Raw genomic sequence first — 17,037 nt, 5'->3', positions numbered from 1 at the left:
CCGCATCCTTTACTTTGGTCTTTCGCCGCCCAGCGTTCGCCATTGCGGCGCCGGTGTCAAACCCCAAACGGGTGCAGGGTCACGCCCGCATGACCCGCCGCGCACAGAGCGGAAACGCGGTGAGCAGCAGGGCGAGCAGCCAGAATGCGGCGGGCAGGCTTGTGGCCTCGGCTGCGAAGCCGATCAGCGCAGGGCCCAGCAGAATCCCCGCATAGCCGGTGGTTGTGACCGCCGCGACCGCAAGCCCGGCTGGCATCAGCGTTTGCCGCCCGGCCGCGCTAAACACGATGGGCACCAGATTGGCGAGCCCCAGGCCGATCAGCACAAAGCCTGACAACGCCCCTGCCCGCCACGGACAGGTCAGGATCAGTACCACACCCGCGATTGCGATCAGCCCGCCCCAGACCAGCAGCCGGAAGCCACCCAACCGCTGCACCACGTAATCACCGCTGAGCCGTGCGATGACCATGGCGATGGAAAACAGGATATAGCCAAGCCCGGCGCTTGTCGGGCTGACAAGATCCAGATCAATGATCAAAAGCCCGCTCCAATCAAGCACGACACCTTCGGATAAGAACGCGATCCCGGCGAGAATCGCCAGCAACAGTACGATGCCGCGCGGGCGTACCAGTGGTTCTGCCGCGCCGCCGCGGGCGCGGAGCAGACCATTGCGCGTGGCCACCATAGCGGCCCCCACGCAAAGGGCACCGCAAAGCGTGGCGAGGAAAAGCCCCAGCCCCGCCAAAAGCGCCAGCGTCATGAACCCGGCCCCCAAGAGCGCACCGACACTATAAGAGGCGTGAAAACCGGACATGAGCGCGCGGCCTTCGCGTTGTTCTACTTCGGCCCCGTGTACGTTCATCGCCACATCCAGCGTGCCAAGGCAGGCACCAAAGACAAAGAGCACCGCACCGGCCATGACTGCGCTGCTGCTGAGCGGCAAAAGCGGCAAGATCAGCGCCAACCCCAAGCCAGACGTCAGGATGATTGGGCGCGCGCCTTTGCGCGTGGCCACTACCCCCGTCACCGGCATCGCGATGACAGAGCCAAGCCCAAGGCACAGCAGTACCATGCCAAACACGCTTTCGCTGGCCCCGATCTGTGATTTTACAAAAGGAAAGAGCGGTGCGCAGCAGCCTGTTGCGGCCCCTGCGGCCCAAAAAGCCAGCCGCGTGGCAAGCCGCGCTGGTGCGGTGGTGGTGGTATCGGTCATGGGGTGATCTCAACTTCGGTGATGCGGGTGGTCCGGCGCGCTGATCTGCGCCCCGGCGGCGGCAAGCGCGGCGGAGTGGTCGCCACGCGTGTTGGTGAAAATATGGTCGATCTGATGTAGGTGCAGCGTGTGATGCCGCGCTTTGCGTCCGAGTTTTTGCGCATCGGTGACCACTATGGTCTGCGCGGCGGCGTGTTGCATCGCCTGTTTCATCAACGCCTCTGCGTGGTCATCGCTGCTGAGGCCAAAGCCCGCGTCCAGCCCGCAGGCACCGAGCACGGCGATATCTGCGGCAATCCCATCAACCTCGCGAAGGGCTGCCGCACCGGTGGCGATCCCGCCCCGCGCGCTGAGCGTGCCGCCGAGCAGGAAAACCCCGATCCCCCGTTCCTGACAGGCAATCGCCACCCAAGGCGACGGGGTGATCACCAGCCGATCCGGCCTGACGGTCAGCGCGGGCACCAGCGCAAGCACCGTAGTGCCCCCGTCCAGCAACAGTGTGGGCGCATCGTCAATATGAGTAGTCACAAGGGCGACAAGCGCGGTGTCAACAGGCGCGCTGTCCCTTTGCCGGACGTGCAGCGGGGCTGCGGGGGGCACGGCACCGCCCCGGACCCGGTGTGCCTGCCCGATGGCGGCGAGCGCCAGAATATCCCTCCGAATTGTATCGACCGAGATCCCAAATTCCGCCGCCACGTCCTGCGCCACGATCTGCTGCCCCGCCCGCAACCGGTCGGCCAGCAGCGACTGGCGGATTTCCGGGATATTGAGGTCCATTGCGGCATCCTGCATAAAGCTGCAAGATCATGCATAATCCTGCAAATTCATGCCGTCAAGCACGCGTGGCCTTGCGACGCTGCTTAACCGTATTCGCGCAGCCGTGCGACGTAGCGGGCCATTGTGTCGATTTCCAGATTGACGGTATCGCCCAGCACCACATCGCCCCATGTGGTGGCCGTTTTGGTGTGCGGGATGAAGTTGATCCCGAAATCGCAGCCATCCACCGCGTTCACGGTAAGCGAGGTGCCGTTAAGCGCGACGGAGCCTTTGGGTGCGATGAACTTTGCCAGATCATCGGGCGCGCGAAAGGTGACGCGGGTGCTGTCGCCGTCATCTGCGATGCCCACCACCTCTGCCACGCCATCGACGTGGCCCGAAACGATATGCCCGCCAAGCTCATCCCCGACGCGCAGCGCCCGTTCCAGATTGATGCGCTTGCCGGTGGCCCAGCCGCCCAGATTGGTCTTGTCCAGAGTTTCGGCAGAAATGTCCACGTCGAACCAGTTTTCCGGGTCGCTGCCCAGCGCGACCACGGTCAGGCAGACCCCGTTGCAGGCGATGGATGCCCCAATATCAATGCCGGTCACATCATAGTCTGTCGTGATTCGCGCGCGTAAATCCCCGCGCTGATCAAGTGAAGCGATTCGCCCGATGTCAGTGATGATGCCCGTGAACACTGTTGCTCTCCTGCCTGTGTATAATCGGCTTACCGATTGAAAATACAGCTTTCAAGGCGAAAACCCTTGCAAATGCGCGCTAAGATTGAGCAGTATAACGTCGTTAACAGTTTGTAAGTGTAAATGGTTTCAGGAGTATCCGGTATGTCCGGACACTATTTGTTTCTACAGGGGCCTCATGGTCCCTTCTTTCGTCATCTTGGCCAAAAGCTATGCTTGGCAGGAGCGAAAATTCATCGCGTGGGTTTCAACGCAGGCGACGCCGCTTTCTGGCGTGGTCTTTCAGGATATATCCCCTATCACGGGCCACCTGAAGCATGGCAGGCCACGCTGGCAGAGATTTTGCGGGAACGCCAGATCACGGATATCGTGCTTTATGGCGATACCCGCCCGATCCATGCAGAGGCCGTTCGCCAAGCCAAAGATCTGGGTTTGCGGGTGCATATCTTCGAAGAAGGCTATCTGCGTCCCTATTGGGTCACCTATGAACGCGGCGGCAGCAATGGCTATTCCCGCCTGATGGATTTTTCGGTGGCGGATATGCGTGACAGGCTCGCCCGGTCCGAAATCGACATGCCCACCCCCCCGGCCCATTGGGGTGATATGCGCCAGCATATTTTCTACGGTGCCCTTTATCACTGGTTCGTCATGTTTCGAAACCGACGCTATGCCGGGTTTCGCCCGCACCGAGCCCTATCGGTCCGCAAGGAGGCCGCTCTTTATACCAAACGCCTTGCGTTGATGCCCTATGTGGCGCTGGAACGGGCCTGGACCACAGGCCGGATCAAGGCGGGCAGCTTTCCTTATCATCTGGCGCTGTTGCAGTTGGAACATGATGCGAGTTTTCAGGTCCATTCCCCGTTTAATAGTATCGCGGATTTCCTTGAGCCGGTGATTGCAGGCTTTGCCAAAGGTGCGCCCCGTCATCATCATCTTGTTTTCAAGGCGCACCCGCTGGAAAATGGTCAGTCGCCCCTGCGTCGCTTGATCGCTGACTTTGCCCGTGCACATGGCATTGCCGGGCGGGTGCATTATGTGCCGGGTGGCAAGCTGGCGCATTTGCTGGATGAGGCCCGGTCTGCCGTGACCGTGAACTCTACCGCAGCGCAGCAGGTCCTATGGCGCGGCATCCCGCTGAAGACATTCGGCGCATCGGTCTATGACAAGCCTGAATTCGTCTCGCAGCAGGCGCTGTCCGATTTCTTCGCCCGGCCCGGACGCCCGGATGCGCAGGCGTATCGCGCATATCGGCAGTTTTTGCTGGAAACCAGCCAGGTGCCGGGGGGGTATTATTCGCGCAAGGGCCGGCGGCAGTTGTTGCGCCATATCGTGGATATGATGCTGGCTGAGCCAGACCCCTATGACGCGCTTTTGACCAAGCCGGAGGGCCGGCGATCGGGTACTCTGGTCAAGCTGCGGGGCATCGCATAGCGTGCGCGCATGAATGATCGGCGACGCGCACAGCTCTATGTTTATAATGGTGGGTTTCTAACCCAAGGGCGGGTGCGGCGCATTCTTGATCTGGCCGGATTTGATATCCGGCTGGGCGCCCCGGGCGATGGTGATCTGGTAGGTGTTTGGGGCCAAAGCCCCACCGCCCCGCGGGGCGAAGCTGTTGCCGCCCGCCGCGATGCCCCTGTGGTGCGGGTGGAGGATACATTCCTGCGCTCTGTCCGGCTGGGCCGCGATGGTGATCCGCCGATCGGACTGAATATTGACCGGCGCGGTGTGCATTTCGACCCTGCTATGCCGTCTGATCTGGAAGTGATGCTGGCCGAGGATCCGCTGGACGATACGGTCCTGCTGGACCGGGCGCGGGCTGGGATCGCTGCGCTGCGTGCAGGCCATCTGTCGAAATACAATGCGTTCGATCCGACCCTGCCCGCCCCCGCGCCGGGCTACGTGCTGCTGATCGACCAATCCCGCAAGGATGCATCAATTCGCGCCAGCGGGGCCGACAGCAATACGTTCCGCGAGATGTTGTTTTATGCCCGCACCGAACATCCCGGTGCGCGGATTGTAATCAAGACCCATCCTGAAAGCGTCGCAGGTCACCGCGACAGTTATTTCGGGCCGGATGATGCTGATGATCTGATCAGTATCAGCACCGCCCCGATGTCACCTTGGGTGCTGTTTGAAGGGGCGATTGCCGTTTACACGGTCAGTTCGCAGCTAGGGTTTGAGGCGATTTTGGCGGGGCATAAGCCGGTGATTTTTGGGCAGCCGTTTTACATGGGATGGGGGCTGACCGATGACCGCGCGCCCTTACAACGCCGCCAGCGCAAGCTGACTCGCGCGCAACTGTTTGCAGCGGCGATGATCCGTTATCCTACGTGGTATGACCCCTATCATGATCGGGTTTGTTCTTTTGAAGAGGCCGCCGCCACGATGAACGTAATGGCCCGTGCCTGGCGCGATGATCATGCGGGCTGGGTTGCCGCCGATATGCGCCTGTGGAAACGCGCGCCGCTGCAGCGGTTTTTCGGGGCGTATAACAAAGTGCAATTCATGGCTGACAGCGGTGCCTTCGCCAAGGCAAAGGCCACGGGGCGGCCTCTGATGCGCTGGGGCGGCACCGGCGCGCATGATGCGGTGTTGGTCGAGGACGGGTTTATACGATCCCGCGGGTTGGGGGCTGATCTGATCGCACCGCTGAGTCTCGTGCTGGATGATGAAGGTATTTATTACGATGCGACCCGCCCGAGCCGTTTGGAAGGGTTGATCAATGCGAGTGGCGATCTGGAAAGCGGCGCACGTGCCCGTGCCACCGCGTTGATCGCACAGATCACCGATGCCCGCCTGTCGAAATACAATCTATCGGATCGTGTGCCGCTGCCGGACGTGCCCAAGGGCCGCCGTATTCTGGTGCCCGGACAGGTGGAGGATGATGCGGCGATCCGGTTGGGCACAGAGGCGGTGAAGACCAATCGCGCCTTGCTTGAGGCGGTGCGTGCGGCCAATCCGGCGGCTATTGTCCTGTATAAACCGCATCCGGATGTGGAAGCAGGGTTGCGTCCGGGTGCCGTGCCGGATGCGGATGCCTTTGCGGATGTGATATTGACTGGGGCTGACCCTGTTGCCGCGATCGAGGCGGTGGATGAGGTTTGGACGATGACTTCACTGCTTGGGTTCGAGGCGCTGTTGCGCGGAAAGCGGGTGGTTTGTCTTGGCTCGCCTTTTTATGCGGGTTGGGGGCTGACCGATGATCGTGCGATGCCGATCACCCGCCGTGTGGCACGCCCTGATTTGACCGCGCTGGTGCATGCCTGTCTGATTGATTATCCCCGCTATTTCGATCCCGTGACCGGCCTGCCCTGCCCGGCAGAGGTGATCGTGGATCGGCTGGAGCATGATGACATTCCCGCGCCGGGGCGGATGAACCGGCTGGTGGCGAAATTGCAGGGGCTGTTTGCGAGCTATGCGTTTTTGTGGCGGTAGCGCGTGTCCGCTAGCGTCCCCAGCATTGCATCACATCGTCGCCAACCTGCCGCAAGCTGTCTAGCCGGAAACGTGGCGCATTCGTCAATCGGTCAATGCCCATTGCGGCGAGTGACGGGGTGCCTTCGGCCCCGATGGCCATGCCCGCAGAGAACACCACCAGCGCATCGACAAGATCCGCCGTGAGCAGCGAGGCGGCGAGCATGCCGCCCCCTTCGCAGAAGACGCGGGTAATCCCTTTGTCTGCCAGCGCCCGCAAGGCCGCGTGCGGGTCGACCTGCCCCGCCGTCGTTGCACAAGGCAAGCTGACAGCCCCCTGATTGGTCCAGCGATCCACATCTGCCCCCTGCCCGTGGCAAAGCCAGACCGGCACATCGCGCGCGGTGCGGGCCAGTTGTGATGTCTCGGGGATTTTCATGCCCCGCGAAATCACGACGCGCACCGGCTGCGGCACATCGCCCATGCCGCGCGCCGTCAGCGATGGATCATCGGCCCGGACCGTTCCGGCACCCACCATGACTGCATCGTGGCGCGCGCGCATTGCGTGCACCGCTTGCCGGGCGGCGGGGCCGGTGATCCATTGGCTTTCGCCGGATGCGGTGGCGATGCGCCCGTCCAAAGTGCTAGCGAGCTTTAGCGTGACAAAGGGGCGGTTTTGCGACCGGTTCAGCAGGAAACCTGCGTGATCCCGCGCGGCGGCGTCCTGAAGGATGCCAATGTCCACAGTGATCCCCGCATCGCGCAACATCGTAAGGCCCCGCCCCGCCACGCGGCTGTCCGGGTCGCCGATGGCCACCACAACCCGTGCCACGCGGGCGTTGATCAAGGCCGCCGCACAAGGCGGGGTCTGGCCGTGATGCGCGCAGGGTTCCAGCGTGACATAGGCGGTGGCACCGCACGCGCGGCCACCGGCCTGCGCGAGCGCGCCTGTTTCCGCATGGGGCCGCCCGCCGTCCGCTGTCCAGCCGCGCCCGACGATCTGGCCGTCCTTGACGATGACACAGCCCACCGCCGGATTTGGCCAGACACGGCCCATGCCGCGCCGCCCCAGTGACAGGGCGAGCGCCATGAAGCGGGCGTCACTGGTGCTGCTCACTCTTCCGGGACGTCGGGGCGCAGTTCGCTGACGAATTTGTCGAAATCATCAGCGGCCTGGAAGTTTTTGTAGACGCTGGCAAAGCGCACATAGGCGACAGTGTCGATCCGGGCGAGGCTTTCCATCACGATCTCGCCGATTGTGCCAGAGGGGATATCGGTTTCGCCCATGCTTTCCAGACGCCGCACGATGCCGCTGATCATCTGATCTATCCGTTCGGGTGCGACAGGGCGTTTTTGCAGGGCGATGCGGATTGAGCGTTCCAATTTGGGCCGATCAAAATCTTCGCGCCGCCCATTGGTCTTGATCACTACCAGATCGCGCAGCTGCACCCGTTCATAGGTCGTAAACCGCCCCCCGCAGGCCGGGCAGAAGCGACGGCGACGGATCGCAGCGTGGTCTTCTGCCGGGCGAGAATCCTTTACCTGGGTGTCAACATTTCCGCAAAAGGGGCACCGCATTTATCGTCCTTATCTATCATTTCGGGGTCTATGCATTGTGCCTGCCCCCCAGTTATCCACAGATACTATATGCAGGCGGATAGGTTTTGGGTAGAGGTCAATTTGCGCCGCTAGATCATGGGACGTGACCCCCCCTTCAGTCGGGGACGGTGACCCATCTTTGCGCGGCCCGGTCCCATTCCTGATCAGCCGCCTGCTTGGCGGACCATAAGCCTTCGCCCCACGCGAAATCTACAGTTTCAGGGTCACACTGCAGCTCTGCCACGATTGTTTCACCGCGGCGCACGGTGACGTTTCCGAAATGGCGGGACACATCATCAGCGTCACTTTCATCATCGAACATACGGTCGAAACCGCCCGCAACGGTGTAGCTGTAGGCGTCGTTGTGAAAGGTGACGCTTTCCCAGATGGCACGGCCAACGCCGGGCCACGGGGTGTAGTGTAGCGTGGTGATCGGTTCGTCCAGCGTCAGTTCCGGTTTGCCTGCGGGGCCAAAGCTATAGTGGGCCGTGGCCTCATCGAAGCACACCGACAGCAGCCTGTCGTCCCCTGCAATCTGACAGGACATGAATGTCTGTTCGCCAGCGTCGCAGGCAGCTTGCGCCGCAGAAGTCATACCCAGTAAAAACAATGTTGCCCGTGCCAGCATTTGCGCCACTTCCCAATTAATTGCGAACCACCCCTTTGGTATCGGCGGGCCGTAGCGCAGGCAAGGCTGATCACCCCAGATGCGCAATCACAGTCCGCTGATGCGGGTTGTCCCTGTGTTCAAAAAGATAAATCCCCTGCCAAGTGCCGAGCGCCAGACGCCCTTCTGTCACCGGGATACTAAGATGCGTTGGCAGCAGCGCCGCCTTGATATGGGCGGGCATGTCGTCGGGGCCTTCGTAGGTATGGGTCAGATAGACCATTGACGGGTCGGTGGTTGATGGCACCAACCGGGCAAAGAAGTTTTGCAGATCGCTGCGCACCTCTGGATCGGCGTTTTCCTGAATGACCAGACTGGCCGATGTGTGCTGAATGAATAGTGTCAACAGACCGGTGCCTTGCACCCAATCCGCCACATCGCGGGTGAATTCATAAAGGCCGGGGCCGCGCGTCGAAATCTGGAAACGGGTTTGCATGCGCCGTTTTTGCGCGGTCTTACCGGCTGACGCAAGCCTTGGCCTGCTGTGCCTGCTTTGCAGGTACACCATATTCCCGTGCCAGATATGGTGGCAGGCAAGTTGGCCTGTCTGGCACGGTCAGGATTTTCGTATTTTGGAAAAGACTACCGGGCTGGACAGCATAGGTATGTCCAGCCTCCGGGACAATACAACCCATCAAGAACGCCGAGAGGGCGCTGTACATCTTTACCATTTCATAACCATTTTCACGTTTGCGTGTGTCACGACGGATAGGCGTAGAAGGTTATGAAAGTGTAAAAACAGATCAGCTGCTGAGGCAGGCCTGAACTTCGCCTGTTGCGCTTTCAGGCGTGGATGGAGTCGGCGCGATCGCGGCGAGATTGCGATCAAGTGGCATGATGCAGATACCGCTATCTGGTGTGATTTGCTGCTCATTGCTGACCATATCAGCAATCGTTTCAACTGGCAGGGTGGCGTAGCCTTGCGCGGTGGTGGCGAAAGCCACGAAAGCGAGCAGTGCTGCAAGCGTTGTCTTGTGGGTCATGATCGTGTTCTCCTTGCATGCAAACGCATATGGCCACGCAAAGTTCCCAATCAATCTGCAAAATAGCCCTCTGACTTGCGCGCCGCTGCACAGTCAGTTGGCATCAAAAACATCGCGCGCCTCTTGAATTGGCGAAAAGTGCTTTTCCGCCCAGTCGAGCAGCTGTCCGAACGGCCCCATAAATGAATGTCCAATGGCGGTCAGTGCGTATTCCACGCTGGGCGGTTTTGTGTCGTAGACGGTGCGCGTGACCATCCCGTCACGTTCCAGATCACGCAGGGATTGGGTCAGCATCCGCTTGGAAATATCGGGTAAAGCACGGCCCAGCGCGTTGAACCGCTGTGGCCCACGGGCAAGTTCCAGCAGGATCAGCGAGGTCCATTTCGCGGCCACATGATCCAGCACCATGCGTACCGGGCAGTTGCCCGGATCAAAGCCTTGTGCCTGCCATTGCGCCAGCCGATCCATCCTACCATCCCGCATGGTGGTTCCCCTTATGTTACCTTTGCACAAAAACCTGCCTCCTTACGCGGATCGGATCAGGTCTCTATCTGAGACCTATATTCGATTCGAAACTAAAAGGACACGAAGATGACAACATACATGGTCACAGGAGCCTCTGGTCAATTGGGCGCGCTGGTGGTGGATGCACTGGCAGCCCATGTGCCTGCCGCCGAGATCGTCGCATTGGTGCGCAGTGATGAAGCCGCCGCAACCTATGCCGCCAAGGGCCTCGCGACCCGCAAGGGCGATTACGACGACCGCGACAGCCTGCGCGCGGCCTTTGACGGGGTGGACCGGCTTTTGCTGATTTCCTCGTCCGCCGTGGGTGAACGGGTACGCCAGCACGGCAATGCGGTCAGCGCAGCACAAGACGCGGGCGTTGGCTTTATCGCCTATACCTCGATCCTGAATGCCCAGGCGTCGCCAATGGCGCTGGCCGCCGAGCACAAGATCACCGAAGAAACGATACAGGCCAGCGGCATTCCCTACACGTTTCTGCGCAACGGCTGGTATTCAGAGAACCTGACAATGACTCTGGCGCAGGATCTGGCGCTGGGTCAGCATTTTGGCGCGGCCGGGGCGGGCCGCTTGTCCGTCGCACCGCGCGCGGATTACGCAGAGGCGGCGGCAATCGTGTTGGCGGGCGGGCATGATGGTGCGGTGCTGGAATTGGCTGGCGATACCGGGATCACCCTGGCGGATTATGCGCAGGTGGTCTCGGCGGCGGCGGGCAAGCCCGTGGCCTATACCGACATGCCGGAATCGGCATTCGCCGCAGCGCTGCAAGACGCGGGCCTGCCCCCGGCCTTTGCCGGTATTCTGGCAGACAGCGATGCAAGGGCGGCAGATGGCGCGCTGTATGACGATAGCAAAACCCTGTCGCGCCTGATCGGTCGTCCGGTCACGCCGATTTCAGAGACGGTCAAACAGGCGCTGGCAAGCTAGCGCGCCTTTACGCTTTCATCGCCGCCGGATTGCTGATTTGTTGCGCGCAAACAGGAGGAGGTGGCGATGTTTGCCAAGGAAAAGATATCATACAAGGCCATGCCACTGCCCAACCGGGTGGCACTGACCGATGCAGAGGCCGCAGCCCGCGCGCAGGATTTTCGCACCTTCATGGCGCAGCGCCATTCGATCCGTGACTTCTCGGACCGTCCCGTGCCGCGCGCGATTATTGAACACTGTCTGCTGACGGCGGGCGGTGCCCCATCCGGGGCGAACCATCAGCCTTGGTTCTTTGCGGCGGTTTCTGATCCTTCGCTTAAGGCGCGCATCCGGGCAGAGGCCGAGGCGGAAGAGCAGAAGTTCTATGACGGCGGGGCGAGTGATGAATGGATCAAGGCGCTGGAACCGATTGGCACCGATGCGTCCAAGCCGCATCTGACCACCGCCCCTTGGCTGATCGTGATCTTTGCCCAGCGCTGGGGGGAGTTTGATGATGGCACCCGCTACAAGAATTACTACGTGCCTGAAAGTGTCGGCATCGCTACCGGTTTTCTGATTGCGGCGCTGCATCATGCGGGCCTGTCCTGCTTGACCCACACACCGAACCCGATGAAGTTCCTGAACGATGCGCTGGACCGACCCGCATCAGAGAAACCTGTGATGATCCTGACCGTGGGTCACACGGCGGCGAATGCGACTGTACCGGAGGTGGCGAAGATGAAGAAGCCGCTGGAGAAGATTGCGCAGTTTTATTGAGAGAGGTCGATATCCCTCTGCTGCCCCAACATCTGCAAAGGTCAGCGCCCGACCCTGGGGCGAAGGCCGTCTTGCAATCGCTCCGGTGGAGCGATTGAGGCCGTAGCGCGCGATAGCGCAGGGGGCATGAAATGCGCCCTCCCGGGGGGAGGGTCGGGCGCTGACCGACACGGGGTGTCGGCCAATAAACACGCAAGTTTAGGCTTGAAAACTCAAACAAAAAACGCCCCCGTTTCCGGAGGCGCCTTTATGATTACTGATCCAAGAAACTCCGCAGTTTCCGGCTTCGGCTGGGGTGCTTGAGCTTCCGCAGTGCTTTTGCTTCGATCTGGCGGATCCGTTCGCGGGTGACGCTGAACTGCTGGCCGACCTCTTCGAGCGTGTGGTCGGTGTTCATGCCGATGCCGAAACGCATGCGCAGCACGCGTTCTTCGCGTGGCGTCAGTGAGGCCAGTACCCGCGTGGTGGTTTCCTTCAGGTTTTCCTGAATGGCGGAATCCAGCGGCAAGATCGCGTTTTTGTCTTCGATGAAGTCGCCAAGCTGGCTGTCTTCCTCGTCCCCGATGGGGGTTTCCAGTGAAATTGGTTCCTTGGCGATTTTCATCACCTTGCGGACCTTTTCCAAAGGCATTTGCAGCTTTTCTGCCAATTCCTCGGGCGTGGGTTCGCGGCCGATTTCATGCAGCATCTGGCGACCGGTGCGGACCAGTTTGTTGATCGTTTCAATCATATGCACCGGAATACGGATCGTGCGGGCCTGATCGGCAATCGACCGGGTGATCGCCTGCCTGATCCACCAAGTGGCGTAGGTCGAGAATTTATAACCGCGGCGATATTCGAACTTATCCACGGCCTTCATCAGGCCGATGTTCCCTTCCTGAATAAGGTCGAGGAATTGCAGGCCACGGTTGGTGTATTTCTTGGCGATGGAGATGACGAGACGCAGGTTCGCCTCCACCATTTCTTTTTTGGCCTGCCGCGCTTCTTTTTCGCCCTTTTGGACCTGCTGTACGATGCGGCGGAATTCGGTGATGTCCACGCCAACATATTGGCCGACCTGGGCCATGTCGCCGCGTAGTTCTTCGATCTTGCCAGTCGATTTTTCGACCATCATCTGCCAGCCGCGACCGGATTTCGCGGACATGTCTTCCAGCCAGTTCGGGTCCAGCTCGCGCCCGCGATAGGCTTCGATGAATTCGCGGCGGTTGATCCGGGCCTGATCGGCGAGTTTGACCATGGCAGAGTCGATGGACATGATCCGGCGGTTGATGCCGTAAAGCTGGTCGATCAGCGCTTCGATCCGGTTGTTGTGCAGGTGCAGCGAGTTCACCAGTTGCACGATTTCAGAGCGCAGTTGCTGGTATCGTTTCTCTTCCTTTTCAGAGAATGACGAATCCTCGTTCAGGGTGGCGGACATACGTGCGTCTTGCATGTCTGACAGCAGGGAAAAGTCGCGGGCGATGATTTCGAGCGTTTCCAGCACGCGCGGTTTCAGCGCGGCTTCCATCGCGGCGAGCGACATGTTCGCCTGATCATCTTCGTCGTCGTCATCTTCCTTGGCAATCGGATTGCCGTCGGCGTCGAGTTCCTGTGTCTCCTGCTTTTCGGCGGGGGCCGCATCGGCGACAGGGGCGACGACTGGTTCCTCCCCGTCTTCGCCCAGCTGATTGCCGAAAGTGGTTTCAAGGTCGATTACATCGCGAAGCAAGATATCCTCTGACAGCAATTCGTCGCGCCAGATGGTGATCGCCTGAAAGGTCAGCGGGCTTTCGCAAAGCCCGAGGATCATTGTGTTACGACCAGCCTCGATCCGCTTGGCGATGGCGATTTCGCCCTCGCGGCTGAGCAGTTCGACAGAGCCCATTTCGCGCAGATACATGCGGACCGGGTCATCGGTGCGGTCGAGTTTTTCAGCCTCGGCACCGCCGATGGTCACATCGCGGGACCCGGCGATGGTCGCGACCTCGGTGCCGCCTTTGTTGTCGTCTTCGGCTTCTTCTGATTCTTCTTCTTCGGTGACCTGAATGCCCATTTCGGACAGCATCGACATCACGTCTTCGATTTGGTCAGAGGACACCTGATCCGGCGGCAGAACCGCGTTCAGCTGGTCATATGTGATGTAGCCGCGTTCCCGTGCCTCACCGATCATCTTTTTGACCGCGGCCTGGCTCATATCAAGGCTGATATCACCGTCCTGGTCTGCATCCTTGCGATCTTCGGTATCCTTGGCAGCCATGCAGGGGCCCTTTCTGAAGCAATGTCTTGCAGCCGGTATGATTCGGCCGATTCGGTTAGAGGCGAATCAACCGCGCATTCCGGTGATTCGCAAGCAGGTTACGCCTTATTCTTAAAGACTGTGGCCTAGATCAGGATTTAGGACGCCGCGCGCCCTTGGCAAAGTCGATCTGACTCAGCAGTTGATCAAAGGCGCTCAACTCGTCTTTCTTCATCCGCGCACCGTTGTCACCCAGTTCATATTCAGCCCTGTCTTCGTTGTCGCCGCGCCCGGCCCGGTCCAATGCGGCCGATGCTTGCGCCAACCGCCATGTCAGACCTTCATCTGCCACACCGCTGAGATCTTCGACGGCGTCTTCGATCTCGCGCGCGTGACCGCGACGGGCAGTAAGCTTGGCAAATTCTTCGGCAAGGCAAAGGCGCGCGATTTCAGTCTCCCCCGGCCTGCGCAGCGCGGGGCTGATGGCTACATGGCTTTGACCAAAGAGCTTTTCAAGGGGCATTTCGCCCAGATCGCCCCGGATCGCGTCATGCAGCGCCATTGTGCCAAAATGGCGCAGAAGGCTGGCATGGATGTCGCGATAGGTGGGATCATGGCATTCCATCTGTTCGATCGCCGTTTCGAATTCCGATGCCAGTGCCGGCACGGTGATCAGCGTGGCAAGGATCACCGCCTCGCGCATGTGATCTTCATCCATAGCCCCTGCCCCCAGCGCCGACATTTTGCTGCCTGCGACTGGTGCAATCTCGCGCTTCCACGGGTCCTGTTTGCCGGGTGTCCAGCGCCGATGTGCCTCTGCGCCCCGTCGTGCCGCAGGTTTTGCCCCTTTGAACAAGGCCCAGCGCAGGTCTTTGATCGCCTCACCATAGTGATTGCGGATCGACGGGTCGGCGATCAGTTTGATTTTCTCGCGCAATGCTTTGTCGAGTGCCGCCCTGCGTTCGGGGCTGTCAAAAACCTTGCCCTCTGTTTCGCGCCGCCAAAGCAGCTGCACCATCGGGATCGCGGCATCGAGCAGTTTTTGCATCGCCCCTGCCCCTTGGGCCTTGATCAGATCGTCGGGGTCCAGCCCTTCGGGCATCAGCGCAAAGCGTAAGGATTTGCCTGCCTCGAGCAGTGGCAGCGCGATATCAATCACCCGCATCGCGGCCCGCAGCCCTGCCGTGTCGCCATCAAGCGCGATGATCGGTTCATCCGCCACCCGCCACAGCAGCCGCAGTTGATCTTCGGTGATCGCGGTGCCCAGCGGGGCGACGGTGGCGGTGAACCCTGCCTCTGCCAGCGCGATCACATCCATGTAGCCTTCGGCGACGATCAACGGCTTGCCCTTGCCTGCTGCCTCGCGCGCAGGGCCATGGTTGAACAGGCTGCGCCCTTTGTCGAACAGCGCGGTTTCGGGTGAGTTATAATATTTTGCCGGGTGGTTCGGGTCCATCGCCCGGCCACCAAAGCCAATGGCCCGCCCGCGTGCATCGCGGATCGGGAACATGATGCGCCCCCGGAACCGGTCATACGGGGCGCCGCCCCGGTCGCTTTCTGCGGCCAGCCCGGCATCCACGACCAATTTCTGCGCGACCCCTTTGCCCGTCAGATGGGACAGGACCCCACCATTGGTCGGGGCAAAGCCGATTTCCCAACGCGTCTGCGCTTCGGGCGACAGGCCGCGCCGGGCCAGATAATCGCGCGCCTCTGCCGCGCCGCCGGTTTGCAATTGCAGCCGGTGCCATTGCACCGCCTGTTCCATCACGTCGATCAGCTGTGTCCGGTGATCGGCCTTTTGCTGTGCCTGCGGGTCGCGTTCGGGGATCGGCATCCCGGCCTCGGCAGCCAGTATCTTGACCGCCTCCATGAAATCCACATTCTCTGTTTCGCGCACAAAGGATATCGCATCGCCTTTGGCGTGGCAGCCAAAGCAATAGTAGAACCCCTTGCGATCATCGACGTGGAAGCTGGCGGACTTTTCCTGATGGAACGGGCATGAGGCCCAGAGATCGCCCTTGCCCTGATTCGACTTGCGCTGATCCCACATGACCTTGCGCCCGACAACTTGCCCAAGGGACAGTCGTGTGCGTAGTTCATCAAGGAAACCGGGGGGCAGACTCATGGGGACAGTTTCTATTACATGCGGCGTGCCATTGCCATGCGGGACGTGGCATATGCGCAGAGAATGTGATCGACGCACCGGACGGCGATGCTGATCACCGCCGGTTTTGTTTGTGCAGGCGCCTTTGCCTTTTATTTCACAAAGTGCGCGCCCATAAGCGTCACTTCCAAGTTCCGATTAGGAACACAGAAGGGGCGGTCGCCCTTGAGCAGCGCGGCGGCGTAAAGCGCGCGCGCGACACGCTTATTGCCGTCGCTATAGGGCTGCGCGCGTATATGCGCGCCCAATAAAAAGCACGCAAGATCATCCCACATGTTTGCGCCACTACACGCCTTTACGGCAAATCCCTGAGACAGGACTTCCATGGCGTCCTGCATTGCGCGCCCACCCCCCGTGCTGCAATATCCGACACCCGGATGATGCCTGCGATAGGGCGGGAGGCTGTTTTGATCTACCAAATTGACGTGCAGGTAATCGGCAGTGGCCATATCACGCAGATCAAGATGCAGCACTGCGTAACGCAGGGTTTGACGAATCCGATGCGCGACGGTCGCGTCCGGGTTATCTTTGCCCCGGCTAAAGGCCCATTTGACTGACTTTTCAAGATCGCTATCTCTCGCGGATGCGCCATAGTCTTCGGGGGCCAGATGCTCTTGCTGCAATCTGGCATGCAAGCGTCCATCATTCGCCAATTGCCAAACCTCGGAGATTTCGCTGCGCATCTTTAGCAAAGCCTGCCGTTCCAGTTTCAATATATCGCGGTATGGATCCAGATCACTCTCCTTGCCATACTGCTGACTTACTTTGATACGCAGGCCCGGAGCCGTCGGGTGATAGATACCGCGGTGTAAACTTTGCTGCATAAAGCCATCAAAGCTTTCAACCACCTCATTGATGTGATTGCCGATGAGCTGCTTGAGTTGTTGATATTCACGCATTTCTTGAAGCTGCTGTAGCGCTTCTGTCTGGCTGATTGTCATGAACTGCGCCTGACCCGCGACACGATTGCGCGGCCTGAACATACAAACCTTCATGGCTTTGCGCTTGCGATAACGTGCCGGACAAGGCGGCGCTTGCGCACAAGGGGCGCAGAGAAAGCAATGGGCATATGTGATCGGGCCTCCGGAATATTGCGCTCTGGGCGCGGGTCACTGAC

General features: G+C 60.3%; 16 protein-coding genes. 4 read left to right on the top strand and 12 right to left on the bottom strand.

Annotated elements, in window-relative coordinates:
- Nucleotides 1–79 precede the first annotated feature (79 nt).
- The 3 genes from ACJ5NV_RS05550 to ACJ5NV_RS05540 all read right to left on the bottom strand — a co-directional run bounded on the left by ACJ5NV_RS05550 (nt 80) and on the right by ACJ5NV_RS05540 (nt 2,670).
- Complete coding sequence (locus tag ACJ5NV_RS05550) at nt 80–1,213, bottom strand: MFS transporter (RefSeq protein WP_411642638.1); 1,134 nt, start codon at nt 1,211–1,213, stop codon at nt 80–82.
- Between the two features lie 9 nt (nt 1,214–1,222).
- Nucleotides 1,223–1,990, bottom strand: coding sequence for a DeoR/GlpR family DNA-binding transcription regulator (locus tag ACJ5NV_RS05545; protein ID WP_411642637.1), 768 nt, complete (start codon nt 1,988–1,990; stop codon nt 1,223–1,225).
- An 83-nt stretch (nt 1,991–2,073) separates the two neighbouring features.
- A complete protein-coding gene (locus ACJ5NV_RS05540) occupies nt 2,074–2,670 on the bottom strand; it encodes a riboflavin synthase (RefSeq protein ID WP_411642636.1) in 597 nt (198 codons plus the stop codon).
- A gap of 144 nt (nt 2,671–2,814) precedes the next feature.
- Between ACJ5NV_RS05540 and ACJ5NV_RS05535 the strand changes: the two genes are divergently transcribed.
- The gene (locus ACJ5NV_RS05535) at nt 2,815–4,101 is read left to right on the top strand and encodes a capsule biosynthesis protein (RefSeq protein ID WP_411642635.1); all 1,287 of its coding nucleotides are present in this window, start codon (nt 2,815–2,817) and stop codon (nt 4,099–4,101) included.
- A gap of 9 nt (nt 4,102–4,110) precedes the next feature.
- Nucleotides 4,111–6,108, top strand: a complete 1,998-nt coding sequence (locus ACJ5NV_RS05530) for a capsular polysaccharide biosynthesis protein (protein WP_411642634.1) — start codon at nt 4,111–4,113, stop codon at nt 6,106–6,108.
- A gap of 10 nt (nt 6,109–6,118) precedes the next feature.
- On the opposite strand, the gene ribD is transcribed toward ACJ5NV_RS05530, so the two are convergent.
- From ribD to ACJ5NV_RS05500, 6 genes are all read right to left on the bottom strand, one after another.
- Nucleotides 6,119–7,204, bottom strand: coding sequence for a bifunctional diaminohydroxyphosphoribosylaminopyrimidine deaminase/5-amino-6-(5-phosphoribosylamino)uracil reductase RibD (gene ribD, locus ACJ5NV_RS05525; protein WP_411642633.1), 1,086 nt, complete (start codon nt 7,202–7,204; stop codon nt 6,119–6,121).
- Nucleotides 7,201–7,665, bottom strand: a complete 465-nt coding sequence (nrdR, locus tag ACJ5NV_RS05520) for a transcriptional regulator NrdR (protein WP_411642632.1) — start codon at nt 7,663–7,665, stop codon at nt 7,201–7,203. The genes ribD and nrdR overlap by 4 nt, the downstream gene beginning before the upstream one ends.
- Nucleotides 7,666–7,801: 136 nt before the next feature.
- On the bottom strand, nt 7,802–8,314 hold the full coding sequence (locus ACJ5NV_RS05515; RefSeq protein ID WP_411642631.1) for a hypothetical protein: 513 nt from the start codon (nt 8,312–8,314) through the stop codon (nt 7,802–7,804).
- Between the two features lie 70 nt (nt 8,315–8,384).
- Complete coding sequence (locus ACJ5NV_RS05510; RefSeq protein WP_411642630.1) at nt 8,385–8,789, bottom strand: secondary thiamine-phosphate synthase enzyme YjbQ; 405 nt, start codon at nt 8,787–8,789, stop codon at nt 8,385–8,387.
- A 307-nt stretch (nt 8,790–9,096) separates the two neighbouring features.
- On the bottom strand, nt 9,097–9,336 hold the full coding sequence (locus ACJ5NV_RS05505; protein ID WP_411642629.1) for a hypothetical protein: 240 nt from the start codon (nt 9,334–9,336) through the stop codon (nt 9,097–9,099).
- A 93-nt stretch (nt 9,337–9,429) separates the two neighbouring features.
- Complete coding sequence (locus tag ACJ5NV_RS05500) at nt 9,430–9,819, bottom strand: winged helix-turn-helix transcriptional regulator (RefSeq protein ID WP_411642628.1); 390 nt, start codon at nt 9,817–9,819, stop codon at nt 9,430–9,432.
- Between the two features lie 108 nt (nt 9,820–9,927).
- On the opposite strand from ACJ5NV_RS05500, the gene ACJ5NV_RS05495 reads away from it, so the two are divergent.
- The gene (locus ACJ5NV_RS05495) at nt 9,928–10,785 is read left to right on the top strand and encodes an SDR family oxidoreductase (protein WP_411642627.1); all 858 of its coding nucleotides are present in this window, start codon (nt 9,928–9,930) and stop codon (nt 10,783–10,785) included.
- Between the two features lie 66 nt (nt 10,786–10,851).
- Nucleotides 10,852–11,541 (top strand): nitroreductase family protein, encoded by a 690-nt coding sequence (locus tag ACJ5NV_RS05490; RefSeq protein ID WP_411642626.1) that lies wholly within the window; start codon nt 10,852–10,854, stop codon nt 11,539–11,541.
- Between the two features lie 253 nt (nt 11,542–11,794).
- Here ACJ5NV_RS05490 and rpoD read toward each other — a convergent pair whose 3' ends face one another.
- The 3 genes from rpoD to ACJ5NV_RS05475 form a co-directional block, all read right to left on the bottom strand.
- Nucleotides 11,795–13,777: an RNA polymerase sigma factor RpoD gene (gene rpoD / locus ACJ5NV_RS05485; RefSeq protein ID WP_411642625.1), complete on the bottom strand. Its 1,983-nt coding sequence runs from the start codon at nt 13,775–13,777 to the stop codon at nt 11,795–11,797.
- Between the two features lie 130 nt (nt 13,778–13,907).
- A complete protein-coding gene (dnaG, locus tag ACJ5NV_RS05480; RefSeq protein WP_411642624.1) occupies nt 13,908–15,881 on the bottom strand; it encodes a DNA primase in 1,974 nt (657 codons plus the stop codon).
- Nucleotides 15,882–16,012: 131 nt separating this feature from the next.
- Nucleotides 16,013–16,861 carry a hypothetical protein gene (locus ACJ5NV_RS05475; protein ID WP_411642623.1) on the bottom strand — a complete coding sequence of 283 codons (849 nt, stop codon included), beginning with the start codon at nt 16,859–16,861 and terminating at the stop codon, nt 16,013–16,015.
- Between the last annotated feature and the right edge of the window lie 176 nt (nt 16,862–17,037).

This window comes from Loktanella agnita (genome assembly GCF_046640325.1).
GTDB lineage: Bacteria > Pseudomonadota > Alphaproteobacteria > Rhodobacterales > Rhodobacteraceae > Yoonia > Yoonia agnita.
Note: the sequence above shows the minus strand (reverse complement) of the source record. Positions and strands in the feature narration are given on the sequence as shown.

What these genes read in the sequence shown, in the direction of transcription:
- ACJ5NV_RS05550 (WP_411642638.1), bottom strand. Translation starts at nt 1,213, where the DNA reads ATGACCGATACCACCACCACCGCACCAGCGCGGCTTGCCACGCGGCTG.
- ACJ5NV_RS05545 (WP_411642637.1), bottom strand. Translation starts at nt 1,990, where the DNA reads ATGGACCTCAATATCCCGGAAATCCGCCAGTCGCTGCTGGCCGACCGG.
- ACJ5NV_RS05535 (WP_411642635.1), top strand. Translation starts at nt 2,815, where the DNA reads ATGTCCGGACACTATTTGTTTCTACAGGGGCCTCATGGTCCCTTCTTT.
- ACJ5NV_RS05530 (WP_411642634.1), top strand. Translation starts at nt 4,111, where the DNA reads ATGAATGATCGGCGACGCGCACAGCTCTATGTTTATAATGGTGGGTTT.
- nrdR (WP_411642632.1), bottom strand. Translation starts at nt 7,665, where the DNA reads ATGCGGTGCCCCTTTTGCGGAAATGTTGACACCCAGGTAAAGGATTCT.
- ACJ5NV_RS05515 (WP_411642631.1), bottom strand. Translation starts at nt 8,314, where the DNA reads ATGCTGGCACGGGCAACATTGTTTTTACTGGGTATGACTTCTGCGGCG.
- ACJ5NV_RS05510 (WP_411642630.1), bottom strand. Translation starts at nt 8,789, where the DNA reads ATGCAAACCCGTTTCCAGATTTCGACGCGCGGCCCCGGCCTTTATGAA.
- ACJ5NV_RS05505 (WP_411642629.1), bottom strand. Translation starts at nt 9,336, where the DNA reads ATGACCCACAAGACAACGCTTGCAGCACTGCTCGCTTTCGTGGCTTTC.
- ACJ5NV_RS05500 (WP_411642628.1), bottom strand. Translation starts at nt 9,819, where the DNA reads ATGCGGGATGGTAGGATGGATCGGCTGGCGCAATGGCAGGCACAAGGC.
- ACJ5NV_RS05495 (WP_411642627.1), top strand. Translation starts at nt 9,928, where the DNA reads ATGACAACATACATGGTCACAGGAGCCTCTGGTCAATTGGGCGCGCTG.
- ACJ5NV_RS05490 (WP_411642626.1), top strand. Translation starts at nt 10,852, where the DNA reads ATGTTTGCCAAGGAAAAGATATCATACAAGGCCATGCCACTGCCCAAC.
- rpoD (WP_411642625.1), bottom strand. Translation starts at nt 13,777, where the DNA reads ATGGCTGCCAAGGATACCGAAGATCGCAAGGATGCAGACCAGGACGGT.
- dnaG (WP_411642624.1), bottom strand. Translation starts at nt 15,881, where the DNA reads ATGAGTCTGCCCCCCGGTTTCCTTGATGAACTACGCACACGACTGTCC.
- ACJ5NV_RS05475 (WP_411642623.1), bottom strand. Translation starts at nt 16,861, where the DNA reads ATGACAATCAGCCAGACAGAAGCGCTACAGCAGCTTCAAGAAATGCGT.